At 63.0% G+C, this 26,452-nt stretch carries 27 protein-coding genes; 22 read left to right on the forward strand and 5 right to left on the reverse strand.

Going from position 1 to position 26,452, the window contains the following annotated elements; all coding sequences use genetic code 11:
• Window positions 1-7: 7 nt before the first annotated feature.
• The 3 genes from prmC to AB4074_RS01040 are packed head-to-tail and all read left to right on the forward strand — an operon-like array spanning window position 8 to window position 2,499.
• Window positions 8-880 carry a peptide chain release factor N(5)-glutamine methyltransferase gene (gene prmC, locus AB4074_RS01030; protein WP_441411728.1) on the forward strand — a complete coding sequence of 291 codons (873 nt, stop codon included), beginning with the start codon at window positions 8-10 and terminating at the stop codon, window positions 878-880.
• 12 nt (window positions 881-892) lie between these two features.
• Window positions 893-1,705 (forward strand): L-threonylcarbamoyladenylate synthase, encoded by an 813-nt coding sequence (locus AB4074_RS01035; RefSeq protein WP_441411729.1) that lies wholly within the window; start codon window positions 893-895, stop codon window positions 1,703-1,705.
• Window positions 1,702-2,499, forward strand: a complete 798-nt coding sequence (locus tag AB4074_RS01040) for a WecB/TagA/CpsF family glycosyltransferase (protein WP_345452829.1) — start codon at window positions 1,702-1,704, stop codon at window positions 2,497-2,499. The genes AB4074_RS01035 and AB4074_RS01040 overlap by 4 nt, the downstream gene beginning before the upstream one ends.
• On the opposite strand, the gene AB4074_RS01045 is transcribed toward AB4074_RS01040, so the two are convergent.
• On the reverse strand, window positions 2,496-3,392 hold the full coding sequence (locus AB4074_RS01045; RefSeq protein ID WP_441411730.1) for a glycosyltransferase: 897 nt from the start codon (window positions 3,390-3,392) through the stop codon (window positions 2,496-2,498). The two genes, AB4074_RS01040 and AB4074_RS01045, sit on opposite strands and share 4 nt — an antisense overlap.
• A 213-nt stretch (window positions 3,393-3,605) precedes the next feature.
• Here AB4074_RS01045 and AB4074_RS01050 point away from each other — a divergent pair, with 213 nt between their 5' ends.
• The 14 genes from AB4074_RS01050 to AB4074_RS01115 all read left to right on the forward strand — a co-directional run bounded on the left by AB4074_RS01050 (window position 3,606) and on the right by AB4074_RS01115 (window position 17,091).
• Complete coding sequence (locus tag AB4074_RS01050; protein WP_441411731.1) at window positions 3,606-4,715, forward strand: MraY family glycosyltransferase; 1,110 nt, start codon at window positions 3,606-3,608, stop codon at window positions 4,713-4,715.
• 128 nt (window positions 4,716-4,843) lie between these two features.
• Window positions 4,844-5,332 (forward strand): hypothetical protein, encoded by a 489-nt coding sequence (locus AB4074_RS01055; RefSeq protein ID WP_441411732.1) that lies wholly within the window; start codon window positions 4,844-4,846, stop codon window positions 5,330-5,332.
• Entirely contained in the window at window positions 5,319-5,657 is a 339-nt protein-coding gene (locus AB4074_RS01060; RefSeq protein WP_345452836.1) for a hypothetical protein, read from the forward strand. Before AB4074_RS01055 ends, AB4074_RS01060 begins: the two co-directional genes overlap by 14 nt.
• An 81-nt stretch (window positions 5,658-5,738) precedes the next feature.
• Complete coding sequence (gene atpB / locus AB4074_RS01065) at window positions 5,739-6,539, forward strand: F0F1 ATP synthase subunit A (RefSeq protein WP_236811724.1); 801 nt, start codon at window positions 5,739-5,741, stop codon at window positions 6,537-6,539.
• Window positions 6,540-6,621: 82 nt separating this feature from the next.
• Window positions 6,622-6,840 carry an ATP synthase F0 subunit C gene (gene atpE / locus AB4074_RS01070; RefSeq protein ID WP_028264751.1) on the forward strand — a complete coding sequence of 73 codons (219 nt, stop codon included), beginning with the start codon at window positions 6,622-6,624 and terminating at the stop codon, window positions 6,838-6,840.
• Between the two features lie 54 nt (window positions 6,841-6,894).
• Entirely contained in the window at window positions 6,895-7,455 is a 561-nt protein-coding gene (locus tag AB4074_RS01075) for a F0F1 ATP synthase subunit B (RefSeq protein WP_236811722.1), read from the forward strand.
• The gene (locus AB4074_RS01080; protein WP_441411733.1) at window positions 7,455-8,282 is read left to right on the forward strand and encodes a F0F1 ATP synthase subunit delta; all 828 of its coding nucleotides are present in this window, start codon (window positions 7,455-7,457) and stop codon (window positions 8,280-8,282) included. Before AB4074_RS01075 ends, AB4074_RS01080 begins: the two co-directional genes overlap by 1 nt.
• An 83-nt stretch (window positions 8,283-8,365) precedes the next feature.
• Entirely contained in the window at window positions 8,366-10,003 is a 1,638-nt protein-coding gene (gene atpA / locus AB4074_RS01085; RefSeq protein WP_234748626.1) for a F0F1 ATP synthase subunit alpha, read from the forward strand.
• A 93-nt stretch (window positions 10,004-10,096) separates the two neighbouring features.
• Window positions 10,097-10,984, forward strand: coding sequence for a F0F1 ATP synthase subunit gamma (locus AB4074_RS01090; RefSeq protein ID WP_234747857.1), 888 nt, complete (start codon window positions 10,097-10,099; stop codon window positions 10,982-10,984).
• Window positions 10,985-11,070: 86 nt separating this feature from the next.
• Window positions 11,071-12,525 (forward strand): F0F1 ATP synthase subunit beta, encoded by a 1,455-nt coding sequence (gene atpD, locus AB4074_RS01095; RefSeq protein ID WP_441411734.1) that lies wholly within the window; start codon window positions 11,071-11,073, stop codon window positions 12,523-12,525.
• A gap of 1 nt (window position 12,526) precedes the next feature.
• Window positions 12,527-12,811 carry a F0F1 ATP synthase subunit epsilon gene (locus AB4074_RS01100; RefSeq protein ID WP_059387616.1) on the forward strand — a complete coding sequence of 95 codons (285 nt, stop codon included), beginning with the start codon at window positions 12,527-12,529 and terminating at the stop codon, window positions 12,809-12,811.
• A gap of 10 nt (window positions 12,812-12,821) precedes the next feature.
• Window positions 12,822-13,253 (forward strand): DUF2550 domain-containing protein, encoded by a 432-nt coding sequence (locus AB4074_RS01105; RefSeq protein WP_437770756.1) that lies wholly within the window; start codon window positions 12,822-12,824, stop codon window positions 13,251-13,253.
• 5 nt (window positions 13,254-13,258) lie between these two features.
• Window positions 13,259-14,533: an alpha/beta hydrolase gene (locus AB4074_RS01110; protein WP_441411735.1), complete on the forward strand. Its 1,275-nt coding sequence runs from the start codon at window positions 13,259-13,261 to the stop codon at window positions 14,531-14,533.
• Between the two features lie 65 nt (window positions 14,534-14,598).
• Window positions 14,599-17,091: a bifunctional lysylphosphatidylglycerol flippase/synthetase MprF gene (locus AB4074_RS01115; RefSeq protein WP_441411840.1), complete on the forward strand. Its 2,493-nt coding sequence runs from the start codon at window positions 14,599-14,601 to the stop codon at window positions 17,089-17,091.
• Between the two features lie 73 nt (window positions 17,092-17,164).
• Here AB4074_RS01115 and AB4074_RS01120 read toward each other — a convergent pair whose 3' ends face one another.
• The 3 genes from AB4074_RS01120 to nucS all read right to left on the reverse strand — a co-directional run bounded on the left by AB4074_RS01120 (window position 17,165) and on the right by nucS (window position 19,716).
• Window positions 17,165-17,368, reverse strand: a complete 204-nt coding sequence (locus tag AB4074_RS01120; RefSeq protein WP_028264741.1) for a cold-shock protein — start codon at window positions 17,366-17,368, stop codon at window positions 17,165-17,167.
• 340 nt (window positions 17,369-17,708) lie between these two features.
• A complete protein-coding gene (nagA, locus tag AB4074_RS01125; protein ID WP_345452846.1) occupies window positions 17,709-18,956 on the reverse strand; it encodes an N-acetylglucosamine-6-phosphate deacetylase in 1,248 nt (415 codons plus the stop codon).
• 64 nt (window positions 18,957-19,020) lie between these two features.
• Entirely contained in the window at window positions 19,021-19,716 is a 696-nt protein-coding gene (gene nucS / locus AB4074_RS01130) for an endonuclease NucS (RefSeq protein WP_439181197.1), read from the reverse strand.
• Window positions 19,717-19,785: 69 nt separating this feature from the next.
• Between nucS and AB4074_RS01135 the strand changes: the two genes are divergently transcribed.
• Together AB4074_RS01135 and AB4074_RS01140 are read left to right on the forward strand one after the other, a co-directional pair.
• A complete protein-coding gene (locus AB4074_RS01135) occupies window positions 19,786-20,118 on the forward strand; it encodes an ATP/GTP-binding protein (protein WP_236811708.1) in 333 nt (110 codons plus the stop codon).
• Between the two features lie 18 nt (window positions 20,119-20,136).
• On the forward strand, window positions 20,137-20,931 hold the full coding sequence (locus AB4074_RS01140; RefSeq protein ID WP_441411736.1) for an alpha/beta hydrolase: 795 nt from the start codon (window positions 20,137-20,139) through the stop codon (window positions 20,929-20,931).
• Between the two features lie 38 nt (window positions 20,932-20,969).
• On the opposite strand, the gene AB4074_RS01145 is transcribed toward AB4074_RS01140, so the two are convergent.
• Window positions 20,970-22,160 carry an AI-2E family transporter gene (locus tag AB4074_RS01145; RefSeq protein WP_437774058.1) on the reverse strand — a complete coding sequence of 397 codons (1,191 nt, stop codon included), beginning with the start codon at window positions 22,158-22,160 and terminating at the stop codon, window positions 20,970-20,972.
• A gap of 299 nt (window positions 22,161-22,459) precedes the next feature.
• On the opposite strand from AB4074_RS01145, the gene AB4074_RS01150 reads away from it, so the two are divergent.
• Genes AB4074_RS01150 through AB4074_RS01160 form a run of 3 tightly spaced genes read left to right on the forward strand, consistent with a single transcriptional unit; the run spans window position 22,460 to window position 26,373 of the window.
• Window positions 22,460-24,268 carry a hypothetical protein gene (locus tag AB4074_RS01150; RefSeq protein ID WP_441411737.1) on the forward strand — a complete coding sequence of 603 codons (1,809 nt, stop codon included), beginning with the start codon at window positions 22,460-22,462 and terminating at the stop codon, window positions 24,266-24,268.
• 36 nt (window positions 24,269-24,304) lie between these two features.
• Window positions 24,305-25,270 (forward strand): co-chaperone YbbN, encoded by a 966-nt coding sequence (locus tag AB4074_RS01155; RefSeq protein ID WP_441411738.1) that lies wholly within the window; start codon window positions 24,305-24,307, stop codon window positions 25,268-25,270.
• On the forward strand, window positions 25,270-26,373 hold the full coding sequence (locus AB4074_RS01160) for an NADH:flavin oxidoreductase/NADH oxidase (protein ID WP_441411739.1): 1,104 nt from the start codon (window positions 25,270-25,272) through the stop codon (window positions 26,371-26,373). Before AB4074_RS01155 ends, AB4074_RS01160 begins: the two co-directional genes overlap by 1 nt.
• The last annotated feature ends 79 nt before the right edge of the window (window positions 26,374-26,452 follow it).

A 26,452-nucleotide genomic window follows, 5' to 3' on the forward strand; every position in this document is an offset into this window, starting at 1 on the left:
GAACTTCATGACGCTCTTTCCGGGCCAAAGCCTCGCCGACGCCGTCCGCGAGGCAACAATCATCCTGTCCGACGCCGGAGTCCCCACACCGCGCGTGGACGCGGAACTCCTCGCCGAACATCTCCTGGGTGTCGGCCTCGGCCGCTTGCGCGCCATGCTGCTTGGCGATTCCGCCGCCCCGGAAGGCTACGCGGACTTGGTGGCCGAGCGCGCCCAGCGCGTTCCGCTCCAGCACATCACCGGCGTCGCGCACTTCCGCTACCTCACGCTCGCCGTGGGCCCGGGCGTGTTCATTCCGCGGCCGGAAACGGAATCCGTCGTCCAGCTTGTCATCGACCACCTCCAAGGAATCCAGCACCCCAAAGTGGTTGATCTTGGCACCGGCTCCGGCGCCATCGCAGCCTCGATCGCCCACGAAGTACCTGGGGCCGAGGTCCACGCCGTCGAATTCAGCACGTTCGCCCATGCCTGGGCCGCGAAGAACCTGAAGCCCCTCGGGGTGAAGCTCGTTCAAGGCGACCTCAGGAATGCCTTGCCCGAACACGACGGAACTTTCGACGTCGTCGTTTCCAATCCGCCCTACATCCCGGCTGAAGCAATTCCGAACGAACCTGAAGTGGCACTGCACGATCCGCCGGAGGCGCTTTACGGCGGGGGAGCGGACGGAATGGAGCTTCCGACGGCGGCTGCCGCCTCGGCTGCGCGGCTCCTCAAGAGCGGTGGCTACTTCGTGATGGAGCATGCGGAGGTGCAGGCAGGGTGGATTTCCGAACATCTGAAGTCTGCAGGCTGCTGGACGCAAGTCGCCACCCACCTCGATCTCAACAGCAAGGAACGTGCCACGAGCGCAGTATTGGCAATCGACGCCTCGCGGGAATGAAAGAATAGCCCTGTGACCACAAGCTACAACTGCACGTCAGAGGAACAACGCGCCGAAGGCCTGGAGCATGCGCAGCGCGCCATCAGCGAGAAAAAGTGTGTCGTCATGCCGACGGACACCGTCTACGGCATTGCCGCTGACGCCTTCTCGCCGCAAGCCGTGACCATGCTGCTTGTCTCGAAAGGCCGTGGCCGCCATATGCCGCCACCGGTGCTGATCCCGCGGCTCAACGCGCTGGACGGGCTGGCGACCGATGTATCGGAAGAAGCCCGCAAATTGGCAGAAGCCTTCTGGCCCGGCGGCGTGACGCTGATCTTCCACGCCCAGCCGTCCCTGGATTGGGACCTGGGGGAGACCCGCGGAACCGTGGCCCTGCGCATGCCTGACGACGAAATTGCGCTCGAACTGCTCAACCGCACCGGCCCGCTGGCTGTGTCCTCGGCAAATCGCACCGGTCAGCCGGCAGCGCAGACAGCCTCCGAGGCGAGGACCCAGCTTGCTGAATCGGTCGAGGTATACCTTGAGGGCGGCTTCCGGCCTGTCGAGGGAACCGAGTCCGTGGCGTCCACGATTGTCGACGCCACCACCCTGCCGCTCCGTGTGGTCCGCGATGGTGCCATTTCCCTGGAACGCCTTCGCGAAATTGTTCCCGGAGTGCTGGCCCTTGGAGAAGCCGCGCCGGAAACTGCAGCGGCGACTGAAGCCGCGCCGGAAACTGCAGCGGCGCCTGAAACCGCCCCTGAAACCGAACCGGCGACTGAGACAGAAACGGCCCCGGGGGAACAAGCTGGGACTGTTGTCCACACGGAGACCAGGGCCGAATGAGCCTGGTCCGGGATCGTGTTCCCCTTCTGGACGTAGATGTCACCGCACTATGCGCCGACGAACTCATTGAGGCCATCAGCGGGTACGTTTCGGACGGCACCACCAAGGTTGTCCTTGGACACAATCTGCACAGTGTCACGCTGTTTCATTCGAGCCCGGATTTCCGCCGCCTCTATGAACGCAGCGATGTGGTGCTCATGGATGGTGCGCCTGTCGCCATGCTCTGGGGACTAGGGCGCCGCACCGGCTCAAGAGACGATGGAGCGGGGTTGATGGAATACCGTTTGGGATCCACTGACTGGGTGCCGGCGCTCGGCGGCGTCGAAGGACTCCGCCGGATCGCCGTCGTGGGCGCCGGCCCCGAGGCCAACAGCAAGACGGTGGAGCGCCTCCGCAAAATCGTGCCCGGCGCCGAGGTCTCCGGGCGGCCCGGTGAGAATTGGAACGATGCCAGCGAAGAGGCCGCCGTCGCCTGGCTCGCGGAATTCCGTCCGCAGCTCGTGCTTCTTGGCCTTGGAATGCCATTGCAGGAATCGGTCTTGCACCGCCGCTTGGACGAGCTTCCGCCTGCGGTCTACTGCACGGTCGGCGGCGCCATCGAGCAGCTGGCGGGCCTCCAGAAGCTCGCTCCACGCTGGCTGGGCCGTCTCGGGCTCGAATGGGCCTGGCGGCTCGTCCTGCATCCGGGACGCGTCGCTTACCGTGTCTTCGGCGAGCCGTGGGTGCTCCTCGGGCTGCTGGTCCGCCGTCGGCTTTCCCGCAGGAACAGCACGCCGCGCCCGGTGGGCCGTTAGAACTTCTGGTCCTCCAGCGGGCCGAAGCCCTTTTCCCGCAAACCGGCGGAGAATGCCCTGAACCATTCGGCGAGCCCCCGAAAGTCACCGCGGGGGAGGAAGTAGCCCAAGTAGCCACCGACGTCGGCTACCATCGACTTGCCGCGGCGGTAGCGGCGGATCAAGTAGCCCCGGTTGCGGTAGTAGAAGTAGCGCTTGAAGGCAGAATCCGGCACGATCACGTGCCAGCGCGCGCCGAAGACGTGCTTTGTTTCGGAGAACGCGTGCGGGTGGGTGATCCACGCCGTCGCGACCGTACCGAAGCGTATCCCGGCTTTCCTGAGGCGGATCATGAAGTCCACCTCATCGCCCCGGATGAACAGCCGGATATCCGGCACTCCGACTTTGAAGAAGACATTGGAACGGATGAGCGCACCGTTGAAGAAGTGCCCGACGTCGGGCAGGAACCCCGCCTTCTCGACTTCGGCGCGCTCGTGGGTCACCTTGCCGTCAATCCGGAAGAAGAAGGAAAGCTTGTCCGGGTGGCCGGGGGCTACGACAAGCGGAACGACTGCATCAAGTCCACGGGCCTCCGCTTCGCGAACCAGGGTTTCGAGACAGGCCGGATCGCCGGGCTCGGCGTCATCGTCCATGATCCAGACCCACTCGGCGCCGCTGGCCACCGCCTTGAGGATCGCAAGGGCGAAGCCCCCCGCGCCGCCCAAGTTCGCCTCCGAGCGGACGTAATCCACCTTTGGATGGCTTGACGCAAGCTCCCGCGAAGGAACGGTCCCGCTGTCCACGAGGCAAATCGTGTCCACGGCCATGGACTGCTTGTTGATGGCGTCGAGCAGGACTGCTAGCTCTCCGGGGCGGTCAAAGGTCACAGCCGCTACGGCAACGGAGACAGGCATGTAGGGTTCCTTCCGGGCAGTTGCGGGGAGGGTCCTCCCGGCTCGCCCTAGGGGCGCGTGAAACGGAGCAAAGCCGCCGTAGCCGCTAGTATCTTGACAGAGTCCAACTGTAGTACAGCAATATTCGGCGGTGCGCAGAGGTGTTGCAGGTGTTGTGCCGGCAGCTAGTCGCCAGGGACAGAATCCACCGCCACCGCCAACAGGAGCCGCCACGTGATCATGTATTCCCTCATGATGCTCACGGCTGCCGTCGTGTCGTACCTCGCTACGTGGGTAGCCCGCCAGATGGGTAACAGACTTCGGCTTTTCGCCCCCATCCGCAGCCGGGATATGCACTCGGTGCCGATTTCCCGACTCGGTGGCCTGGGACTCTTCGCCGGCTTTGCCGTGGCCCTCGTGGTAGCCAGCAATTCGTTCTTCGTGAAGGACATATTCCACGGGAACGGTGCGCCGTGGGGAATCCTGGCAGGTGCCCTTGTGATCGTCGCGGTGGGTGTCGCCGATGACGTGATGGACATCCGCTGGTGGGTCAAACTGATCGGCCAATGCACGGCCGCTACGATCGTTGCGGTCTGGGGAGTGCAGATGTCCGTGATTCCGTTTGTTCCGGAACCCATACGGATTGAGGCGGAGCCGCTGCGGATCGTCCTGACCGCGCTCCTCATTGTGACCACCATGAACGCAGTCAATTTCATCGACGGCCTCGATGGCCTGGCAGCCGGCGTCGCCGCAATCGGCGGGGTTGCGTTCTTCCTGACGGCGTATTGGGTCCACCGCAATGCAACGCTCACGGACCGCTCGGATCTGGCGGCGCTGCTGATGGCGATCATCGTGGGTTGTTGCATCGGATTCCTGCCGCATAACTGGTTCCCGGCCAAAATCTTCATGGGCGATTCCGGCGCCATGCTTCTGGGCCTCGTGATGGCTTCGGCCGGTGTGGTGTCAACGGGCCAGATCAGTTCAGGACTGTACGACCGCGCCAATGGTATTCCGACCATCGTGCCAATCCTTCTGCCGTTCGCTATCTTGTCGCTACCGTTGCTGGACCTAGGCCTGGCGGTGTTGCGACGCACCGCTCGCGGCCAATCCCCCTGGTCGGCTGACCGCGGTCACTTGCACCACAAGCTCATCGAGCTCGGCCACACCCACCGCACGGCGGTGCTGATGATGTACGTCTGGACCTGCATTCTGGCGTTCGGAGGCCTCGCGTTTGCCATCTTCCCGTGGCAGATGGTCCTCACGGTCGACATCGTGGCCGCGCTGATCATGGCCGGAGTGACAGCCTGGCCATACTTCGTCCGAAAAGGGCGCGCCGTCCAGTAGACGGTGTGTGACGAAGGCGTTAACATCACAGTTCTATCTCATGTAGAATTCTAGGGCGGACAGTCACTCGCCCGCGCACCCACCCTTTTTGAGACTTTGGCATTTTTGCCACGACGATTGGCATCCCCATGACCTCCAACGCCGGCGGACAGCAGTCCGACTCGAGCGGCGTTGCTGCCCCCCGCTCCACCTCTTCGCTGTGGCTGCGGCTTCTTTTCCTCAGCTCGACGACGGCGGTGGCGGCTCTCGCTGCGACGGCGGCTGTTGCGGCGGTCATGAACGGTGGCGTAGGAGTGCTTTCTGCCGCATTCGGCGGTGCGATCGTGATGGCTTTTTTTGCCATCAGCCTCCTGATCGGCCATTTTGTCGGCAGGGATAACCCCTCCGGCGCGGTTGGCCTTTTCGTTGCCAGCTACTTTGTCAAGGTCGTCGGCTTCGCGGTGGTGCTGTTCGTGTTGGGAGCCCCCGCATGGCTGCACGGACGCTGGTTCGTGATCGGCGCCGTCGTCACGGTTGTCTCGTGGCAAGCCGCCGAGATCTACGGCTTCAGCAAGGCCCGGCTCCAGATCTACAACGACCCCGCAGCAGGCAAAGGGGGCGACGATGTTCACTCCTAGGAACAAGCGACGCTCCGCTACACCTAATGCCCCAAAACCCGGCGATTCCACTGAGCAAGTGAGCGACGGAAGCGACGGCGGATACAACGCCGGCATCGCCGTCTTCAGCTACATTGTTGGCGGAATCATAGTCTGGAGTTTGATAGGCTGGGGTCTGGATAATCTGTGGGGGACTCGCTGGATTGTGCTCCTTGGCGCTCTGCTTGGAGCCGCAGGAGGGTTCTATCTTTCCCATATGCACGGCCTCACAAGTCATCGCTCGTCTTCCGGTGGAAGCAAAGCAGACAGTGGTCCGTCCCAGGACGGGGACAGTAATGCCAAATAATTTCACACGGGAAATGGCTGCAAGAAACGCGGCCGGATCCTCAACAACGCCCAATGATGGACACTGCAGAGAGGAAACGCGTTGATCGCGCTTGCGCTCCCGGCCCAGGATTCAGGGACCTTCACTCCTCCCGGAATCGACCAAATGCACCTGCCGGCTATCCTGCCGTGGGGTGCGAGCGATGGCTTCTCCAAGCAGATGTTGCTGGTGATCCTGTCGGTCGTCCTTATCGCTACATTCTTCATCCTCGCTGCGCGCAAGCAGCAGCTGGTTCCCGGCAAGCTGCAGTTCGCGGGCGAGATGGCCTACGGCTTCGTCCGCAACAGCATCGCCAAGGACATTATCGGCGGACGCGACTTCATGAAGTTCGTGCCCCTTCTGTTCTCCCTGTTCTTCTTCATCCTGGTGAACAATATCTACGGCGCCATTCCCGTGATCCAGCTTCCGAGCTTCTCGCACGTCGGCGGGGCCTATGTGCTGGCCGCAGTTGTGTACGTCACCTGGATCGGCATCGGCATCAAGAAGAACGGCCTGAAGTACTTCAAGCTGGCCACTGTTCCTTCCGGTGTTCCGTGGTACATCCTGCCGATCGTCGTGCCGATCGAGATCATTTCCAACTTCATGGTCCGGCCGGTCACCCACAGCCTTCGTCTCTTCGCCACCATGATGGCAGGGCACCTCATCGTGATGATCGCCGGCTCCGGCATTGAGTTCCTCGTCATGCAGGAAAACGTCCTTCTCAAGGGCGCGTCCGTGCTGGTGCTCGTTGGCGCAGTCGCCATGTACATGCTTGAAGCCCTGATCATGGTGCTGCAGGCGTATGTCTTCACCCTTCTGACTGCGATCTACATTGAAGGCGCGCTCCACGCCGACAGCCACTAGGCACAACCCCTCAATCTTCCCCTCCGGGGGTTGAAGCAAACCAAACAACCTGCCGCGACTGCGGCATCTTGAAAGGAAAACAATGAACGGCGATATCAACGGCTCCCTTAACCTCATTGGCTACGGTCTCTCCGCAATCGGCGGTGGTATCGGTGTGGGTCTCGTATTTGCTGCTTACATCAACGGTGTTGCACGTCAGCCGGAAGCCCAGCGCGTGCTCCAGCCGATCGCGTTCCTTGGTCTGGCTCTGACGGAAGCCCTCGCCATCCTCGGCCTGGTCTTCGCTTTCGTTCTCAAGTAAACCGCTAAGAACCAAGCGAACATTCAGAACCGAGTAGATAAGGACGGGTGAAATATGAATCAGCAGATCATCTCAGCCGCCGCTCAAGGTGCCGCCGAGTCGGCTAATCCGCTCGTTCCCAACGTCTGGGAAATGGGCGTCGTCCTCGCTGGCTTTGCGGTCCTCTTTTACATCGTGGTCAAGTTTGTTGTCCCGATGTTCGAGAAGACTTTCGCCGAGCGCGCAGAGGCGATTGAGGGCGGCATTGCCAAGGCTGAAAAGGCCCAGGCAGAAGCTTCTGCAGCTCTCGAAGAGTACAAGCAGCAGCTCCACGATGCCCGCGCCGAAGCCAACCGCATCCGCGAAGAAGCTCGAGCCGAAGGTGCCCAGATCCTCGCGGAGCTGAAGACCAAGGCAGCAGCCGAGTCGGCTCGCATCACCGAGCAGGCGTACGCCCAGATCGAATCAGAGCGCCAGGCAGCTGTTGTCTCCCTGCGTTCCGAGGTGGGCACCCTGGCCACGACATTGGCAGAGCGCATCGTTGGCGAATCGCTCAGCGATGACGAGCGTGCCGCCCGCGTGGTGGACCGCTTCCTCGCAGATCTGGAGACCCAGAGCGCAGGTGCAGCTAAGTAATGGCAGGTGTATCGAGCGAATCGCTGACCAAGGCGCTGGAGCAGTTGGAAGCCACGCTTCCGACGGCCTCGCTGCAGTTGGCTAAGGACCTCTTCGGAATCCTGGGAACGGTGGACAGCTCGGCTGGCTTGCGCCGCGCCCTGACTGACCCCTCCCGCAGCGGAGAAGAAAAGTCGGCGCTGGTCAAGCAGCTGGTTGGCGGAAAAGTCTCCGCTGATGCTGCGGAAATCGCGAGTGGATTGGCCAGCTTGCGCTGGGCATCGGCACGCGATATCGGCGATGCACTCGAGACTCTTGCCGCCACGGTGGTCATTGCCGTGGCTGAAAACAAGTCGGCCGTTTCTGCCTCCGGAATCACGGGGCTGGAAGAGCTGGAAAACGATCTGTTTGCTTTCAACCAGACCGTTGCTTCCAGCCACGAGGTACAACGTGCTCTGGGAGAGTCGCAGGCAAGTGCTGCGGCCAAGATCAGCCTGGCGGAGAAGCTGCTTCCTGGTGGAAGCCCGGAAGCCCAGCTCCTCATCGGCCAGGCCGTGTCGCAGCCGCGCGGCGTCAAGCCGAGCAAGCTCATCGACAATTTCGCCAAGCTTGCAGCCAAGCGCCAGCAGCGCTGGATCGCAACTGTCCGCGTTACCCGTCCGTTGACGGATGCGCAGGCCAGCCGTCTGCAGGCCGGGCTTGATGCCCTCTACGGCCGCGAGCTGAAGGTCAACATCAGCGTTGATCCGACTCTGATCGGTGGAATCCGGGTCCAGGTGGGAGACGAAGTGCTTGACGCTTCCGTCGTAGCCCGCCTGTCCGAGCTCCGCCGGCAACTCGCTGGCTAGCCAGACAAGCACAACTTAACTGATACAAACACCGGTCATCGTGAGCAACGATGATCACGAAAACAGGAGAGCAGGGACTGCAGATGGCCGAATTGACCATCAACGCCGACGACGTCCGTAATGCGTTGAACGAGTTCGCGGCGTCCTACGAACCCGGAAACGCAGAGCGCGTAGAGGTCGGCCGCGTGACCGCCGCAAGTGACGGCATCGCCCGTGTTGAGGGCCTTCCCTCGGTCATGGCGAACGAGCTGCTTCGCTTTGAAGACGGCACCCTGGGCTTGGCCCAGAACCTCGACGTCCGCGAAATCGGCGTCATCATCCTCGGTGACTTCACCGGTATCGAAGAGGGCCAGGAAGTCCACCGCACCGGTGAAATCCTGTCCGTCCCGGTAGGCGACGCCTTCCTGGGCCGCGTAGTTGACCCGCTGGGCATGCCGATCGATGACCTCGGCGAGATCAAGGCCGAGACCACCCGTGCACTGGAACTCCAGGCTCCGGGCGTGACCCAGCGTAAGTCGGTGCACGAGCCCATGCAGACCGGTCTCAAGGCTATCGACGCCATGATTCCGATCGGCCGTGGCCAGCGCCAGTTGATCATCGGTGACCGCCAGACCGGCAAGACCGCCATCGCAGTGGACACCATCATCAACCAGAAGGCCAACTGGGCTTCGGGCGATGTCACCAAGCAGGTTCGCTGCGTTTACGTCGGTGTCGGACAGAAGGCTTCCACCATTGCCGCTGTCCGCCAGACCCTGGAAGACCACGGCGCGCTGGAATACACCACCATCGTGGCTTCCCCGGCATCCGACCCCGCCGGCTTCAAGTACTTGGCTCCGTACGCCGGCTCGGCCATTGGCCAGCACTGGATGTACGGCGGCAAGCACGTACTGGTGATCTTCGATGACCTGTCGAAGCAGGCCGAAGCCTACCGTGCAGTGTCGCTGCTGCTCCGCCGCCCGCCGGGACGCGAAGCGTACCCGGGTGACGTTTTCTACTTGCACTCCCGTCTGCTGGAGCGTTGTGCCAAGCTCTCCGACGAGCTGGGCGCAGGCTCGATGACCGGTCTTCCGATCGTCGAAACCAAGGCAAACGACGTCTCGGCCTACATCCCGACCAACGTCATCTCCATCACCGATGGCCAGATCTTCCTGCAGTCGGACCTCTTCAACGCCAACCAGCGCCCCGCTGTTGACGTCGGCGTGTCCGTGTCCCGTGTTGGTGGTGCGGCACAGGTGAAGTCCATGAAGAAGGTCTCCGGTACCTTGAAGCTGGACCTGGCACAGTACCGCGACATGCAGGCGTTCGCGATGTTCGCGTCCGACCTTGACGCCGCTTCACGCCAGCAGCTGACCCGTGGCGCCCGCCTGATGGAACTGCTCAAGCAGGGCCAGTACTCGCCGTTCCCGGTCGAGGACCAGGTTGTGTCCATCTGGGCCGGTACAAAGGGCTACCTGGACGATGTCCCGGTTGAGGATGTCAGCCGTTTCGAGTCCGAGTTCCTGGAGCACCTCAAGCACAAGTCCTCCATCCTGACCACGCTGGCGCAGACCAACGTCCTGGACGACGACACCGCTGAAGCGCTGAAGTCCTCGATCATCGACTTCAAGAAGGGCTTCTTCGGAGAAGGCGACAACCGCTTGGTTGGTGCCGGACACGAAGAGCACGAAGCGATCTCCGGTGGCGAAGTCGACCAGGAAAAGATCGTCAAGCAGAAGCGCTAGAGCATTGGTTCCCGGGCCTGCGGAATCCGCAGGCCCGGGGCCTTCGCCAAAGCCTTAGCCGCTGATCCATCGGGATCTTAGGAAAGGAAATGTATGGGAGCCCAGATCCGGGTCTACCGCCAGAAGATCAGCTCGACGACGTCGATGCGCAAGATCTTCAAGGCGATGGAACTGATCGCTACCTCGCGCATCGGTAAGGCCCGCGCCCGCTTGGCAGCTTCACTGCCCTACGCAAACGCGATCACCCGCGCCGTTTCTGCTGTCGCAAGCCAGAGCGAAATCGATCACCCGCTCGTCACCGAGCCGGAGCAGATCCGCCGTGCCGCCGTCCTTGTTATCACCTCGGACCGTGGCCTGGCTGGTTCTTACTCGGCGAGCGTGCTCAAGCAGGCCGAAGGACTCAACGAACTTCTCCGAGCAGAGGGCAAGGAAGTCAAGACCTACTTGCTTGGCCGTAAGGCCCAGGCATACTTCGACTTCCGCAGCCGTCCGTACTCCCGCGTATGGACCGGCGGAACGGACGCACCGGAATTCAAGACTGCAAGGGAAATCGGCGCCGCTCTTCTCGAAGAGTTCGCCAACGACTTCGCTGAGGGTGGCGTGGACGAAATCCACGTTGTTTACACCCGCTTCAAGTCGATGGTGACGCAGGAGCCCACAGTTGTCCGTCTGCTGCCGCTCGAAGTTGAAGAGCAGACAGTCAGTGAGTCCGAGCTTTTGCCGCTGTACGAGTTTGAACCGGAATCGGAGCAGGTGCTTGACGCACTGCTGCCGCGTTACATCGAGTCCCGCATCTTCGCAGCAATGCTGCAGGCGGCAGCTTCCGAGCTCGCCGCCCGCCAGCGTGCCATGAAGTCGGCAGGCGACAACGCGACCGATCTGATCAAGAAGTACACGCGTCTGCGCAACACGGCCCGCCAGGCTGAGATCACGCAGGAGCTTTCCGAAATCGTGGCCGGCGCCGACGCCCTGAGCGCGTAGCCGCCGGTGTCTGGTTCGGCGCAAGCTGCACCTGCACCAAATAGATAAACTTAACCCCACGCCATCTACTGAGTGAAGTGAGAGAGATGACTGCCACCGCTACCGAGCACGCAGCTGCAACGGCCGGCGCCACCGGCCGCATTGCCCGTGTCATCGGCCCGGTTGTCGACGTCGAATTCCCGGCTGACGCAATCCCGTCGATCTACCATGCGCTTACCACTGAGATCACTCTCAACGGTGAGACCAAGACCATCACGTTCGAGACCTCCCAGCACCTGGGTGACAACCTCGTCCGCGCCATCGCCCTGCAGGCCACCGACGGACTCGTCCGCGGCACCTCCGTGCAGGACACCGGCGCCCCGATCTCCGTGCCTGTCGGCGACGGTGTGAAGGGCCACATCTTCAACGTTCTCGGCAAGCCGCTGGACGTTGACGAGTCCGAGATCCACGCTGACGCTTACTGGCCGATCCACCGCAAGGCTCCGGCCTTCGCGTCCCTCGAGGGCTCCACGGAGATGCTCGAGACCGGTATCAAGGTCATCGACCTTCTCACCCCCTACATCAAGGGTGGAAAGATCGGTCTGTTCGGTGGTGCCGGCGTCGGCAAGACCGTTCTGATCCAGGAAATGATCACCCGTGTTGCCCGCAACTTCGGTGGTACTTCGGTATTCGCCGGTGTTGGCGAGCGTACTCGTGAAGGCAACGACCTCTGGGTTGAAATGGAAGAGGCAGGCGTCCTCAAGGACACTGCCCTTGTATTCGGCCAGATGGACGAACCGCCGGGAACGCGTCTGCGTGTGGCACTGTCCGCGCTGACCATGGCGGAGTACTTCCGCGATGTGCAGAACCAGGACGTGCTGCTCTTCATCGACAACATCTTCCGCTTCACCCAGGCCGGTTCCGAGGTCTCCACGCTGCTCGGCCGTATGCCGTCCGCAGTTGGTTACCAGCCGAACCTCGCCGACGAGATGGGCCTCCTGCAGGAGCGCATCACCTCGACCAAGGGCCACTCGATCACGTCGATGCAGGCTATCTACGTGCCTGCTGATGACTACACCGACCCGGCTCCGGCAACGACCTTCGCACACCTCGACGCGACCACGGAACTTTCCCGTGAAATCGCCTCCCGTGGTCTGTACCCGGCCGTTGACCCGCTGACGTCGACGTCCCGCATTCTGGACCCGCAGTACATCGGCAAGGACCACTACAACACGGCTGTCCGCGTGAAGCAGATCCTGCAGAAGAACAAGGAACTCCAGGACATCATCGCCATCCTCGGCGTTGACGAACTGTCCGAAGAAGACAAGATCGTTGTGTCGCGTGCACGCCGCATCCAGCAGTTCCTGTCCCAGAACACCTACACCGCCAAGCAGTTCACCGGCGTCGAGGGCTCCACCGTGTCCATCAAGGACACCGTGGAAGGCTTCACGGCGATTTGCGACGGCGAGCTGGACCACATTGCAGAGCAGGCGTTCTTCAACGTCGGCGGCCTGGATGACGTCGAGCGCCAGTGGGCCAAGATCCAGGAACAGACCAAGTAGTATGGCTGAGCTCGAGGTTGAGATTGTCGCAGCGGACCACTTTGTGTGGTCCGGTGCGGCCAAGATGGTCAAGGCCCGCACCAGCGATGGTGAAATCGGGATCCTGCCGGGCCACTCGCCGCTCCTCGCCATTCTGGCCGCGGGCGAGCTGGCCATCGAGCCGGTTACCGGAGACCGCCTTGCAGTAGTTGTGGACGGCGGGTTCTTCTCCGTCGACAACAACCGCGTGGTGATCGTCGCTGACAACGCCCAGCTGGGCGATTCAGCTACTGCGGGGATCCGATAGCAAGACCTTGATGGACGATTCTGCTATTCCGTTCATCGCCTTGGCAACGGCGTTTGCGTTGCTGATTTTTACACTGTGCCTCGTCGGGGTGCGCCGCTTCAATTTGCGGCGCGCCCTGGGCACAGTCGACGCCTCCATTTGCACGGCTGGAAACAGCTGGCGGATGGGGGTTTGTCGTTATCAGGACTCGGAGCTTGAGTGGTTTCGCCTGCTCTCGCTTAGCTTCCGTCCGAAGCACAGCTTCCGCCGCAGCTCCTTGGAGCTCTTGGGTCGTCGGAAGCCCACGGAGGAAGAACGGACGAGGCTTCAGCCCGACGTCGTGGTAGTCGAACTCCAGCATGAAGGCCAGTCGTTCATGCTGGCAATGAGATTTGATGCCTACGCCGGGTTGTCGTCCTGGCTGGAGGCCGGCCCTGTGGTGGGCGTCGGCACCTGGCGCTGAGGACAGTGGAATTCCTGTACAACCTAAGCCTTGTTGATGGTCCGTTCTATTGGACCATCGTTGGCGCTGGAATTGCCGGGACCGCATTCCTCCTGCTCCTGCGACGCGACCGGCGCTGGTTGCTTTCCATAGTTGTGTCGCTTGTCGTGGCAAGTGGAGTTGTCTCGGTCATCCATTGGCTGCTCGTCAACGTCCTGACCGTATTCCCGGAGGATCTCCCCTTCGACGTCCTCGCTTGGTCGACGGTTGCCTTGTCCGCATTGGCCCTCTTCCTTTTTCGGCTTCCTCGTTCGTCGTTGCGCGGCAGGAGCGCCGCAGGGGTCTCGTTCGTCGCCGTGCTGCTCCTCTCCGCCATGCAGATCAACAGCTACTTCGGGCTCAATCACACGGCGGCTGATCTCTTCGGCCACAATGTGGGACGGATCCCCCAGCTTGAGGAAGGGCTCAAAAGGGGTTTTTCCCGGGCCCTGCCCGTCTCACTGCCTGACGGGGGAATAGTCCGCAGGGCATCGATTCCCGGAATCGAATCCGGCTTCAAGGCCCAGGACGCTTTCCTCTACCTGCCACCGGCATACCAAGCCGCTGATCGCAGCCAACTTCCCGTGCTCGTCCTGTTTGCCGGCCAGCCCGGACGTCCCGCCGATTGGCTGACCGGAGGCCTGCTTGAACGGGCCATGAATTCCTTCGCCGCCCGGCACGGAGGCGTGGCGCCCGTCGTCGTCGTGGTCGATCCAAACGGGTCGGATACCGCAAACACCATGTGCATGGATAGCCGGATCGCGCGTGCCGACACTTACCTCGCGATCGACGTTCCGCGCTGGATCAACTCGACGCTCGAGGTTTCCGCCGACCCAAGGAAGTGGGCGGTCGGCGGGTTCTCCTTCGGTGCAACCTGCGCCGTTCAGATGACCACGCTGCATCCGGAAATCTACCCTTCCTTCATCGCCTTCTCTGGAGAGCGGGAGCCTTCACTTGGCCCTGATCGCCAGCGGACCATCCAGACCGCATTTGGCGGGGACTCTGCCGCCTTCGACGCCCTCACGCCGTTGAACCTGATGAAACAGCGACGCTACGACGGCCATGCAGGCTTCTTCGCCGTCGGGGCCGCGGACGGCGAATTCGTCCGCTACGCCGCCGAGCTGGCGGCAGCCGCCACTACTTCCGGGTTCGATATCAGGCATGCTCCAGTTTCCGGAGCGGGCCATTCGTGGGCCGTGGCCGTGCAACAGCTTCCTTCGGCAATGGAATTCCTGGCGCCCCGGTGGGGACTCGTCCAGTGAGTACCCAGGAAGCCCAATTGTCCAAGGACCAGGCTGACCCCGAAGATGCCAGGCCCGCCCGGAAGATGGTGGCAACCCTTGCCCGGGCCATCCTGGGCAACGTGGCTGCCCATATTGGCGCGATCCCCTTCACGGTGATTGTGCTCGCGCTTTACCTTCTCGCTCCGGCTATCTTCGACTCCGATCTCGGGTACGGCCCTGACGTGTTGCGGCATATTTCGAGCGTGAGCGGCGGAGGATTGAAGTCGGGGGACTGGTGGTCCATTTGGACCTCGATGTTTTTTGCCGCCAACCCTCTCGACTACGTCATGAGCTCATTGTTGTTGGTTGTGTTGTTGGGTTCTTCAGAGCGCAAGCTGGGGTGGTTCCGGACAGCGGCGGGCTTCTTTGGCGGGCAGTTTGCCACGGTCACCGCCTTTTTGCTGGTGGTCCAGTTGGCAGCCTATGCCGACGACGGCTGGCTGGGACGGATGATGGATGCCAGGACCTCCGGGCCCCTTCCGGCGACGCTCTTCGTCTCGATGGCGGCCAGCGGCCTTCTACCGACCCTGTGGCGTCGGCGCCTGAGGGCGACTGTCGTGTCCGTGGCGCTTCTCTTGGTCCTGTACGTTGGCGACCCCTCGGCTGTCATGGCCCTGACAGGTGCAGTGCTCGGTCTGGGGGCCGGTCTGTGGCTCCAGCTCGACCACGGCATTCAACCGAGCCATCGGGCGACCAGGCGTGAAACGCGAAACCTGCTGTCCCTCATGGTGGCGATTTTCGGCGTCGGGCCCTTAGTGGCGGGTGCGGTGAGGAGCCCCGCGGGGCCGCTGGCGTTGCTCCGCGAAATGGTCCTGAACCCTGTTCCCACGCTCAACCAATTGCAGGCGAACTGCGGCGGAACCGTGGACATCAACTGCCTTCAACTTGGACGCCAGGGTTATCCCGGGCCCGCCGGCGTCGCCCTCGCGGTGGTACCCGCGTTGCTTCTCCTGATCTGCGCGGTGGGCATGCGCCAAGGAAGGCGCTTGGCGCTGAAAATCGCCATCGGCGTGCAACTTGGCGTGGTGGCGCTGTCCTTTGCCTACCTGGTGCTGTTTGCCAGCATTCCGCATTTTCCAGGACGGGGCCGTACCGTCGTCATGGGCTCCGCGGTGTTCCACATCCTGACCCTCGCCCTGGTTCCTCTGGTCCTGGCGGTTCTGCTTTTCCTGTTCAGGGGCAACTTTGTAGTGGGATCGAGGGCGTCGCTCCGCCGGAAGATGGCCTGGCTGGTTGGTGGCACGTGGCTCATTTTGGCGAGTGGCTACACCGGGGCCTGGCTCGGCTCGGGCGGTTTGGCGCACGACGGCGGCATCCTGGGGCTCATTGCGGAACTCGCCCGACAGTATCTTCCCTTGCCCATACCCACGGCTTTCGGCCGCGTGTTCGCAGAGCGAAGCGCTGCCGAGTCGATATTGTTCGCGTGGTCGGGGATTATCTTCTGGCTTGTGGCCATGGGCGCAGTGTGGACGCTCCTTCTCAAACGGCAGCACGGCCCCGGCGGTGACGATCCGGCTCGCTTGGCTGCCAGGGATTTGGTCAAGCGCGGCGGGGAGTCCCTGTCGTGGATGGCGTTATGGGAGCCGAACAAGTTCTGGTTCACTCCCGGAATGGACGCCGGTGTTGCCTACCAGCAGCACGGAAACGTCGCACTGACCCTTGCCGGTCCGTTCGGTGATCCCGCACAAGCCACTGCCGCAACCGAGGGATTCCTGGACTATTGCGCACACCATGCATTGGTGCCCTGCCTCTATTCCTGCACTGAGGAATTGTGGCCGATGCTGCAATCCACGGGATTTCGCCGAATTGCGGTTGCCCAGGAAACCCGGCTATCCATCCGCGACCTTGAGTTCACGGGCAAAGCGTGGCAAAACGTCCGCACAGCCAGGAACCGTGCACTGAAGGCCGGGATTGAAGCCCGGTGGGGGCGCTATTCGGAGTTTCCGCAACACATACGCTCCCAACTCGGCGAAGTGTCGGAAGAGTGGGCCGCCAGGAAAAAGGTTCCTGAAATGGGCTTTACCTTGGGTTCCCTCGACGAGCTGATGGACGATGAAGTGCTTTGCTGCATAGCTGTCGACGGCAAAGGGTTTGTCTACGGTGTCACCAGCTGGCTTCCGGTGTTCCGTGACGGCCAAGTGATCAGTTGGACATTGGACTTCATGCGCCGGCGCAGCGACGCCTTCCCCGGCATCATGGAATTCATGATTGCCTCGGCGGTCTACGAGTTGCGACAGGGAGTGGAGGTCATTTCCCTCTCGGGCTCGCCTTTGGCCGGGGAGACCGAGGAATTCTCCGGCGGGGAAGCCGGTTTGGAGGGCATTCTCGACCTCGTTGGCAGGACCTTGGAGCCTGTTTACGGATTCCGCTCTTTGGCCCGCTTCAAATCGAAGTTCCAGCCGGAGTACAGGACTTTGTATATGTACTACCAAGACAGCCTGGAGATTCCCGCGATCGGCGCCGCGCTAAGCCGGGCATACTTGCCGGGGCTGTCCGTCCGGCAAACCGCCAGGCTTCTCCGCACCCTCGTCGCCTGAAACGGAAAAGGGGTCCCGCAACCTGTGCGGAACCCCTTCCCTGAATCTGCCAGGCAGAATTCAAGCAGTCAAACTAGACGGCGGTTACGCCGGTGGCCTGCGGGCCCTTTGCGCCCTGACCGATCTCGAACTGAACACGCTGGTTCTCGTCGAGGGTGCGGAATCCGCCGGTCTGGATCTCGGAGTAGTGGACAAAGACGTCGCCTTCAGCGTCGTCCGGGGTAATGAAGCCGAAGCCCTTTTCAGCGTTGAACCACTTGACGGTGCCCAGTGCCATTTTTGTTTCTCCTCATTGTGGAACTATTAAGTCCGGCACACCGCGTGCCGGCCTTGGTTACTCCGCGAGAAGACCTGGTTTTCCGTCCAAGCAAGGCTTGGTTGGCTTCGCAGGAGCTTCACGCTCGCAACACGTCTTGCGAGCATGAATCACACCTACACAAAGACTGCTACAACACTTTCATGGCGGAAACTGGAGGTCAACGGTCTGCTGGGGAATTCCGACAAATTTTAAGTAAAAAGAAGGTAACGGAAGAAAGCGCGCCCGCCACTGCATGCGCCATTGGGAGCCTGCAAATTCGGCCAAAGTCAGCCAATCCCCGCTACGCCAGCCAATCCCCCTACGCCAGCCAATCCCCATTGCGCAATACACCCGCGAGTTGAAGCTCTTTGTCGACGACGACGAGATCGGCCCGCAGGCCCCGGCGGAGGCCGCCGAGTTCATCGGAGAGCCCCAGGACCGCGGCGGGAACCGCCGTGGCCGAGGCAACCGCGTCGGCGAGCCCGACGCCGGCCGCAACGGTCCGCCTGACGACGTCGAGCATGGTGGCAGTGCCACCGGCGATCGATCCCGTCGCATCCAAAGTAGCGACGCCGTCCGTCACGGTCACTGGCGAGGGGCCCAGCATGTAGTTTCCGTCGGAGAGTCCCGCCGCCGCCATTGAATCGGTCACAAGGACGACGTTTGCGGCGCCTACCAGCTGAAAAACGGTTGCGACGGTGCTCGGGTCAAGGTGGGTGCCGTCCGCTATCAGTTCCACCACGGCCTTGCCCTCCTGGGCCGTGCGAAGGGAGGCCGCCACGGGGCCGGGGGAGCGGTGGTGCATAGGAGGCATGCCATTGAACAAGTGCGTGACAGTCGGCAAGGAGCTGACGCCGTCGAAACCAGCGGATTCCAAGCCCTCCCGTGCCGCAGTGAGGGAGGCGGCCGCCGTCGCGTCGTCGCAATCCGTGTGGCCGAGAGACGGCGTCACTCCGTGGAACGTCATCAAGTCCACGAGTGCCGCAGCGCCGGGAAGCTCGGGGGCGTAGGTCATGGTGGCGAGCTTGCCGGCAGCGGCTTCAACCAGCTCGGTCATGAGATCCAGGTCCGGCTCCAGCAGATAGGCAGGGTTCTGCGCGCCGCAGCGGGCATGGGAGAGGAAAGGCCCCTCCAGGTGGATTCCCGCGACGAGTCCTTCATCGGCCAAACGTACGAACAGCTCGATGCCGCGGAGCAGGTCCTCCCGGGGTGCGGTGACCATGCTGGCGAGGAGGGTGGTAGTTCCGGAGCGGTGCAGGAAATCGATGGCCTTGCGTGCCGAGGATTCATCGGCTCCGGGGAAGTCGCCTCCGTTGCCGCCATGGCAGTGCACATCCACGAATCCGGGAACAATGTACCGCTCAGCAGGGAAATCGGTCCGGGGAGTTTCCTCGAACCCTTCGAAGGCTGCTTCGTGGAATTCGGCGGCCGGCCCGGCGAAGGCGATGCGGTCGTCCTCCACCGCCACCAGGCCATCTTCGATCACCACACCGTCGCTGACGATGGTTCCGGTAATCAAGTGGCGCACAGGCGCAGAAGAAGTTACAGGCCGGTCTGGGACAGTCATGTTTTGATTCTAGTTGCCGGGGCCCGCGCCTGACCCGGTTTATCCGGGATGACGGCCAGGACAGCTAGAACAGGCGCGACTCGCTGTCGTCTACGCCGCGCATCGCGTCATAGTCCAGGGTGATGCAGTCGATTCCGCGGTCGTTGGCAAGGACCTTCGCCTGCGGCTTGATCTGCTGGGCGGCGAAAATGCCCCGCACCGGGGCCAGCAGCGGATCGCGGTTGAGTAGTTCAAGGTAGCGCGTGAGCTGCTCGACGCCGTCGATGTCGCCGCGCCGTTTGAGTTCGACGGCGACTGTCCTGCCGTGGCCGTCGCGGGCGAGGATGTCCACCGGACCGATGGCAGTGAAGTACTCGCGCCGGATGAGCGAATAGCCTGCTCCAAGGGTTTCGATCTGCTCGGCGAGCAGTCGCTGCAGATCGGCTTCGACGCCGTCCTTGATGAGCCCGGGGTCCGTTCCGAGGTCGTGGGACGTGTCATGGAGGTGCTCGTAGATGTTGATGATGAGCCGGTCATCGGTCTTGGCCGACTGCACGGTCCACTGCTCCACCACGCCTTCTTCGACCTCGGTTTCCTCCGGTGTGGTCACCCGCAAGGTAGCGGGCGGGCTCATCCAGTTGAGCGGCTTGTAGGAGCCGCCGTCGGAGTGGACCAGCACCGAACCATCGGATTTGACGAGCAAAAGCCGGGTGGCAAGCGGGAGGTGGGCCTTGAGGCGGCCAACGTAATCTACGGAACAACGGGCTATGACGAGTCGCACCCGCTCCACTTTACTTCCTCTGCCGCCACCCCTGCCGCGCGCAACTAGCGACTGGGGCAGAATGGAGTCATGCCCCGCTCCAACCGCCCCCGACGCACCGAATCAGCCAAGGCAAGCTGGAAACGGACAGGCGAGTCGCCGGAACTGGACCTGGAACGTGCCCGTTCGGGCATTGCGCGCAGGGAAAGTGCCCCCGACGGCGACTGGATGGTCCGGACCATGACGGCACGGAATGCCGAGAAGACCTATATATGTCCCGGTTGTTCGATGGCCATCGTGCCCGGAATCGCCCATTTGGTGGTGTGGTCCGAGACGCACCTCTTCGGCGATGCCGCAGGGTTGGCGGAACGGCGCCACTGGCACAACAACTGCTGGACGGGCCGAACGTACAGGTACCGCTGAGCACTTAAGCTTGGAAGCATGAGTTTCGATCCCGCTTCCCTCGTTTTCAGCCAGCCGGAGTCTGCCACGGACATCAGGGCATCCACGGTCTTGCCGGCGCACCGCGAAAACGTGGAGTTCCGCACCGAAGACGGCAAGTTGCTTGTGGGTGAGCTGGCACTGCCGGAGTCGGGCGAGATCTCGGCGACCCTTATTACGCTGCACCCCCTGCCTACGCACGGCGGGTTCATGGATTCGCACGTCTATCGGAAGGCGTCCTATCGGCTTCCGGCACTCGCCGACGTCGCGGTCCTGCGCTTCAACACACGGGGAACGCATTCGCCCCGGGGTACCAGCCAGGGGCAGTTCGACGAAGGAATCGGTGAGCGGTACGACGTCGAGGCCGCTGTTCGCTTCGCGGTGGAACGCGGGCTTCCTCATCGCTGGCTGGTGGGCTGGTCTTTCGGCACCGAGCTGGCCTTGATGTACGGTGCCGTGGAGCCCGTGGCTTCCCAAGTGGAGGGTGCCGTCCTCTTGTCCCCGCCGCTCCACCGTGCCACGGATGTGCACTTGAAGGAATGGGCTGCTTCGGGGAAGCCGCTGACGGTCCTGGTTCCGGAACACGACGACTATCTTCAGCCCGCCGAGGCCGCCGAGCGATTCAGCCTGGTGCCCCAGGCCAGGGTCTTGGGGATCGACGGCGCGAAGCACCTGTGGGTCGGTGAGAAGTACGCGGCCCGGGTCTTGGACGAGATCGTGGACGACGTGACGGAAGCCGGTGCGGGACCGCACGGCCTGCCGCGCCAATGGACAGGCCCAGTGGCCACGGCATGATCGTTACGGCTTAACAGTCACCGCCTGACAGTCACCGCTCAGTGGCGGTCCTGCCGGACGATGAAGACTTCCTTTATCAGCAGCATGATGGCTGCCGCCGTCGGGATGGCGATCAAGGCGCCGAGCACGCCCAGTAGGCTACCGCCCGCGATCACCGAGATCACGGCAACAGCACCCGGAACGGCAACGGCCTTCTGCATGATGCGCGGCGAGATGAAGTAGGCCTCGAACTGCAGATAAGCGAAGTAGCAGATGGCGTAGATCACGGCGGTCTGCCAGCCGGCGGTCAGGGCTACCAGGATGACCACCACAGCGGCAATCAAGCCTCCCACCAAGGGGATGAACGCAAGCAGGGCAACCACGAAAGCCAGCAGGACGCTGAACGGAATGCCCAGGATGCTCATGACGATGAACGCGAACAACGCGTTGAGCAAGGCGACACAAACCTGGCCGATCACATAGTTGCCCACCGAGCGTGTGATCTCCTCGGACAGCGCCTCCACCCGGGGCCTGCGTGACCGTGGTGCGAGCCGGTATCCCCATCTCTTCATGGCAGGCAGGGCACCGAGGAAGTAGAGGCTGAGGACCAGGACGATCAGCGTTCCGAAGACCCCGTTGGCCACCGTGGATCCGAAACCGACGACGCCGCCGAAGATACCACCCATGGCGTCGGGGTTCTTGACGAACTTGTCGAGTTCCTGGCTGATCTTGTCGCGGACGCCGAATTGGCTGTCGAGGGACCGGAAGAAATCCGAATCCACGAAGCCCCGGATCCAGTCCGGAGCCTGCCGCACGATCTGCGAGACCTGTTCCACGATGGTGGGGATCAGGGTGGCGAAAAACGCCGCTACTCCAGCAACGAGGACGCCGACGGCGATGACGACGCCGGCAGGGCGCGGCACCTTGCGCTCCTCAAGCCCACGGACCACGGGGTCAAGTCCCAAGGCAATGAACAGGGCCGTAACGATCCACAACAACAGTTGGACGGTACTGGTGCCGATGTAATACAGCATGAGGGCGACGCCGACGCCCGCCGTGCCCATGAAGCCGACGTACAGGGGATGTTGCGCGGACATCCTGGGGCCGGGGGAACCGAAGCGCGCACCGTCGGATTCATCCTGGGCGGGCTCGGTTGTTGCATCGTGCTCAAGTTCGGGAGGCATTTCGAAACGGACCCGCGGTTGGGCTCCGGGAATGGGCTGGCGGAGGCGGCGCACGAAGGACGCCATCAGTCCCTCACCATGATCTTTGCCGTCCCGGGCAGACCCATCAGCCAAGCGATCGGGGCTGGTCCCCGGTTCTTGTTCGGCGGGAGTGGGATCCTTGCGCTCTTTCACGTGCTTCAGCTGCCTTTTCGTTCCGCGGTCAGGCTCCAGGAGCGTCCGATGTCATGTTGTTCGCCACACTATCAGCAGGCCGGAATTGGCGGATTCTAGAGGGTGAGCCATGCGGCGGGAAGCCCTTCGGGAGGGCCCCGAACTGACTCCTCGGTAACAAAACCGTTACCCTTGAAGTTCAACGACCGCTGATGATTGGTATTCCTGTGCGATTGAAGACTGCAGTTTCGCTGGTGCTGCTTGGCCTGCTGACACTGTTGGCCGGCATTGGCCAGCTGACCTTTTGGGCCCCGGCCGAGACCGTAACCGCGTCCGCCCCCGGTGACTCCAAAGCCGCTCCGCTGACCGTGATAACCCAAGATGTGTTGACCCACAAGGGCGGTCCCAGACAAATCAGCATCAAGGGCGACGGCAAGTTCGTGTTGGCTGTCGGACGTCCGGATGACGTCGATGCGTGGGTAGGCAAGACCGCGCACAACAGCATCACCGGTGTCTCCGAGGACGGCAAGTCCCTCGAGGTTGCCGGCACCGACGGCGAAGCAAGCTCTCCGTCGCCTGCCGGATCGGACCTGTGGGTGCAAACGGAGAACGCCAACGGACAGCTGGACTACACCTTTACCCCTCCCGCGAGTGGCAACTGGTCCCTCCTCCTTGCTAGCGACGGAACCAAGCCGGCGCCGTCGTCGGTCTCCATAACGTTCGCCAACGAGGCCACTATGCCGTGGGCGGCCCCGCTTATTGTCATTGGCGCGATCCTCATCGTCGCGGGTGCGGCGTTGCCGTTCGTCAGCAAGTTCACCAGGGGCCGGGGCTCCCGCCCGAACGGTCCGCGGGGCGGTGGGAACGCAGAAACTGTTCCGGAGACCGCCGGCGAAGACACCGCCAAGGAAACCGGCAAGGAAATCATCGGCGAGGACGCACCTGCCGAGGAGACCAACAAAGGCACAAACGGGGGTCCCGCACTTCGTATTTCGCTTGTAGCTGCAGCTGTTGTGACCGCCCTCGTCGGCGGCACCGCGGCAAGCGCCCAAGCGGCCGAGACTCCTTCTCCCTCCGGATCCGCGACACCGTCCGGATCCGCGACGGCGAGCCCCGCAGGGACCGCCGGTGCGCAGAACGTCCCCGTCGTGGTGGACGCGCAGCTCAAGCGCATCCTGGACCAGGTCGCCGGCGCCGTGGCTGCCGGGGATGCAGCTCGTGATGCCTCCAAACTCGCTCCCAGGGTTGACGGCACGGAGCTGCAGGTACGCACACAGAACTATAAGATCCGGTCCCAGGTCGCCACGCACGAGGCGCGGATGCCCGTCCGGTCCAGCAAACTGCTGGGCAGCGTCATCTCCACCCAGCGAACCTGGCCACGCACAGTGATCGCCCTGACCCAGGGCGATGGCAACGTGGTTCCCCAGGTCCTGACCCTCGTGCAGGCCTGGCCGCGGGAGAACTACAAGCTGAAGAGCACTTCCCCGCTTCAGCCGGGAACGTCCTTCCCGGCGATTCCCTTGGGCGGAACCGCGCAGTTGGCGGCCGAAGACAAGCCCGGGCTGCAGTACAGCGGGACCGAGGCGATGGCAGCCCTGGGCGATCGCTTGACGAAGGCCGATTCGGCGTTCAAGGACAAGCTCGTGGAAGGCACCAATTCGCCCTACATTGCGGATGTCCTTGACTACCAGGCGAGCACCGTCAAGTCCGGCACCAACGGCAATTTCACCTTCACGCACACGCCCTCTCCGACGGATACGGCTGTGTTCCGGACGTCCGACGGCGGCGCCGTGGTCGTGGGAAAGCTGAACTTCGATTTCACCAGCAAGCCCAAGTCGGATGGCGACACCCTGACCGTGGACAAAGCCGCGGCAGTGCTCGCGGGCGGGGATTCCACGAAAGTCGGCCTCGTGCAGACCTTCTCGGAGTCGGTAGCCATTTACATTCCACCGGCAGGCTCGACTGCTCCCATGAAGCTCGTTGCCGCGGTCCGCGGTCTGGTGGGGGCCAGCTTCCAGTAGGCAAATGCTGTTGGCGCAGCGGCTAGAGTGGACGGTATGAGTTCGCCAGGATCCCGTCCCGTCTCTCCAGCCGCTGCCAGCCAGCTCAACCTGCGCGGCGCCGTCGACCTCTCTGCATTGCGGCGCCCTGCGCCGGCGGCACCGAATGTTGCCCCGGCTGCGTCCGGCGGAAGCCCCGGAGGCAGTCAGCCCCTTCGCGTAGATGCCACCGAGGCCAATTTCCAGGATCTCGTCCAGCTGTCCGCGCAGATTCCCGTCCTTTTCCTTTTGTGGTCCAACCGCTCCCTGGAGGCTTCGACCCTCCTCCACAGCCTCGAAGCTGTCGTCGAAGGTTACGCCGGCAAAGTCGTGCTGGCTGCGGCGGATGTTGACGCGTTCCCGCAGCTTGCGCAGGCATTCCAGGTCCAGGCCATCCCCACCGCCGTCGCGGTCTTGAAGGGCCAGCCCGTGCCGCTCTTCGAGGGGCCCGCGTCGGACCAGGAAATCCGTGCCCTCATCGACGAACTCCTCAAGGTGGCCGAAGCCAACGGAGTGACAGGCAGCATCGGCGCGGGCGCCGCGGGTGCGGAGGCTCGTCCTTTGCCTCCGCTGCACCAGGCAGCCTTCGATGCCATTGAAGCCGGAGATTACGCCGCTGCGGCTACCGCCTACCGCCAGGCGCTCGCTGAGAAACCGGCTGATGCCGAGGCCAAGGCCGGACTCGCCCAGGTGGAACTGATGGGCAGGCTCGAGCTCCTGACGGCAACGGAAGCCGAAGCCATGCGTCAGCGGGCGGCGGAGGAGCCGGACAACATCGAAGTGCAGCTCACGGTGGCCGACCTTGACATCTCGGGTGGTCACATCGAGGACGCGTTCAACCGCATCATCGCGTTCATTGGCCGCAACTTCGGTCCCGAGCGTGAGGCGGCGCGTGTGCGCCTGCTGGAACTGTTCGACGTCGTCGGCATTTCGGACCAACGTGTCGCCAAGGCCCGGCAAGGTCTGGCGCGGGTCCTCTTCTAATGACGCAACCGGCGTTGTTCAGCCCGCTTCAATTGCGCTCCTTGACGGTGCCGCATCGTGGCTGGGTTTCCCCTATGTGTCAGTACAGCTGCTCGCCCGACGGCGGGGGCGGCGTGCCCAACGATTGGCACCTGGTGCATCTTGGCGCGTTTGCCACGGGCGGCGCGGCCCTCATCCTCACCGAAGCAGCGGCCGTCAGCCCCGAGGGGCGGATCAGTCCGCGCGACGCCGGACTGTACACGGACGAGCAGGCGGCCGCCTGGGAGCGGATTGTGGACTTCGTCCACCGCAACAGTGCCGTGGGCGGCAAGATCGGCGTCCAACTGGCGCACGCCGGCCGCAAGGCTTCCACCTACTGGCCGTTCGCCGAAGAGAGCGGATCCGTCGCGGAGTCCGACGGCGGGTGGGTGGCCCGGGGTCCGGGTAACGAGGCGTTTGCCGGCCTTGCGAGTCCGCTTGCAATGAGCGATGAGGACATCCACGCCGTGATTTCGGATTTCGCGGCGGCAGCCTCACGGGCCGTGGACGCCGGGTTCGACACGGTGGAGATCCACGGCGCGCATGGCTACCTCCTGCACGAATTCCAAAGCCCCTTGATCAACAAGCGCGACGATTCCTGGGGAGGCAGCGAGGCGGCACGAAACCGCTTGATGCTTGCGGTCATCGACGCCGTCCGTGCGGTCATCCCCGATTCGATGCCGTTGCTGCTGCGGATATCCGCCAGTGATTGGGCCGAGGGGGGCGTAGACATTGACGCCTCCGTGCGCCTTGCACGGGCAGCGGCCGAGCACGGCGTGGACTTGGTGGACGTCTCCAGCGGAGGCGCTGTGGCCCACCAGCGGATCAAGGCGGGTCCTGGATACCAGACGGGATTCTCGGAACAGATCCGGCGCGAAGCAGGGGTTCCCACCGGTGCAGTCGGCTTCCTGACATCCTCAGGACAGGCCGAACACACGGTGGCCACGGGCCAAGCCGATGGCGTATTCATGGCACGGGCAGCCCTCCGCGATCCGCACTGGTGGCTTCGCGCGGCTTTTGAACTCGGCTTCCCGTTGGATTGGGCGCCGCAGTATCAGCGCGCAGTTCCACGGCACAGCTTCTGAGAGCTAGTCCTTTGGGATGAGGCTGCTCCGGAAAAGGGGCCCCGTAGTTCCCCCTCCGGGACGACTCCTGGAACCGTCC

The sequence above is a fragment of the Arthrobacter sp. 2MCAF14 genome (genome assembly GCF_052115645.1).
Taxonomy (GTDB): Bacteria; Actinomycetota; Actinomycetes; order Actinomycetales; family Micrococcaceae; genus Arthrobacter.

Excerpts from the sequence above, each read along its gene's own strand:
- atpD (WP_441411734.1), top strand. The coding sequence starts at position 11,071 with ATGACTGCCACCGCTACCGAGCACGCAGCTGCAACGGCCGGCGCCACC.
- AB4074_RS01075 (WP_236811722.1), top strand. The coding sequence starts at position 6,895 with ATGAATCAGCAGATCATCTCAGCCGCCGCTCAAGGTGCCGCCGAGTCG.
- AB4074_RS01105 (WP_437770756.1), top strand. The coding sequence starts at position 12,822 with ATGGACGATTCTGCTATTCCGTTCATCGCCTTGGCAACGGCGTTTGCG.
- AB4074_RS01090 (WP_234747857.1), top strand. The coding sequence starts at position 10,097 with ATGGGAGCCCAGATCCGGGTCTACCGCCAGAAGATCAGCTCGACGACG.
- AB4074_RS01100 (WP_059387616.1), top strand. The coding sequence starts at position 12,527 with ATGGCTGAGCTCGAGGTTGAGATTGTCGCAGCGGACCACTTTGTGTGG.
- AB4074_RS01160 (WP_441411739.1), top strand. The coding sequence starts at position 25,270 with ATGACGCAACCGGCGTTGTTCAGCCCGCTTCAATTGCGCTCCTTGACG.
- AB4074_RS01145 (WP_437774058.1), bottom strand. The coding sequence starts at position 22,160 with ATGGCGTCCTTCGTGCGCCGCCTCCGCCAGCCCATTCCCGGAGCCCAA.
- atpE (WP_028264751.1), top strand. The coding sequence starts at position 6,622 with ATGAACGGCGATATCAACGGCTCCCTTAACCTCATTGGCTACGGTCTC.
- atpA (WP_234748626.1), top strand. The coding sequence starts at position 8,366 with ATGGCCGAATTGACCATCAACGCCGACGACGTCCGTAATGCGTTGAAC.
- AB4074_RS01080 (WP_441411733.1), top strand. The coding sequence starts at position 7,455 with ATGGCAGGTGTATCGAGCGAATCGCTGACCAAGGCGCTGGAGCAGTTG.
- nagA (WP_345452846.1), bottom strand. The coding sequence starts at position 18,956 with ATGACTGTCCCAGACCGGCCTGTAACTTCTTCTGCGCCTGTGCGCCAC.
- AB4074_RS01150 (WP_441411737.1), top strand. The coding sequence starts at position 22,460 with ATGATTGGTATTCCTGTGCGATTGAAGACTGCAGTTTCGCTGGTGCTG.
- AB4074_RS01135 (WP_236811708.1), top strand. The coding sequence starts at position 19,786 with ATGCCCCGCTCCAACCGCCCCCGACGCACCGAATCAGCCAAGGCAAGC.
- AB4074_RS01140 (WP_441411736.1), top strand. The coding sequence starts at position 20,137 with ATGAGTTTCGATCCCGCTTCCCTCGTTTTCAGCCAGCCGGAGTCTGCC.
- AB4074_RS01115 (WP_441411840.1), top strand. The coding sequence starts at position 14,599 with ATGGTGGCAACCCTTGCCCGGGCCATCCTGGGCAACGTGGCTGCCCAT.
- AB4074_RS01045 (WP_441411730.1), bottom strand. The coding sequence starts at position 3,392 with ATGCCTGTCTCCGTTGCCGTAGCGGCTGTGACCTTTGACCGCCCCGGA.
- AB4074_RS01055 (WP_441411732.1), top strand. The coding sequence starts at position 4,844 with ATGACCTCCAACGCCGGCGGACAGCAGTCCGACTCGAGCGGCGTTGCT.
- AB4074_RS01040 (WP_345452829.1), top strand. The coding sequence starts at position 1,702 with ATGAGCCTGGTCCGGGATCGTGTTCCCCTTCTGGACGTAGATGTCACC.
- AB4074_RS01155 (WP_441411738.1), top strand. The coding sequence starts at position 24,305 with ATGAGTTCGCCAGGATCCCGTCCCGTCTCTCCAGCCGCTGCCAGCCAG.
- AB4074_RS01120 (WP_028264741.1), bottom strand. The coding sequence starts at position 17,368 with ATGGCACTGGGCACCGTCAAGTGGTTCAACGCTGAAAAGGGCTTCGGC.
- AB4074_RS01060 (WP_345452836.1), top strand. The coding sequence starts at position 5,319 with ATGTTCACTCCTAGGAACAAGCGACGCTCCGCTACACCTAATGCCCCA.
- prmC (WP_441411728.1), top strand. The coding sequence starts at position 8 with ATGACGCTCTTTCCGGGCCAAAGCCTCGCCGACGCCGTCCGCGAGGCA.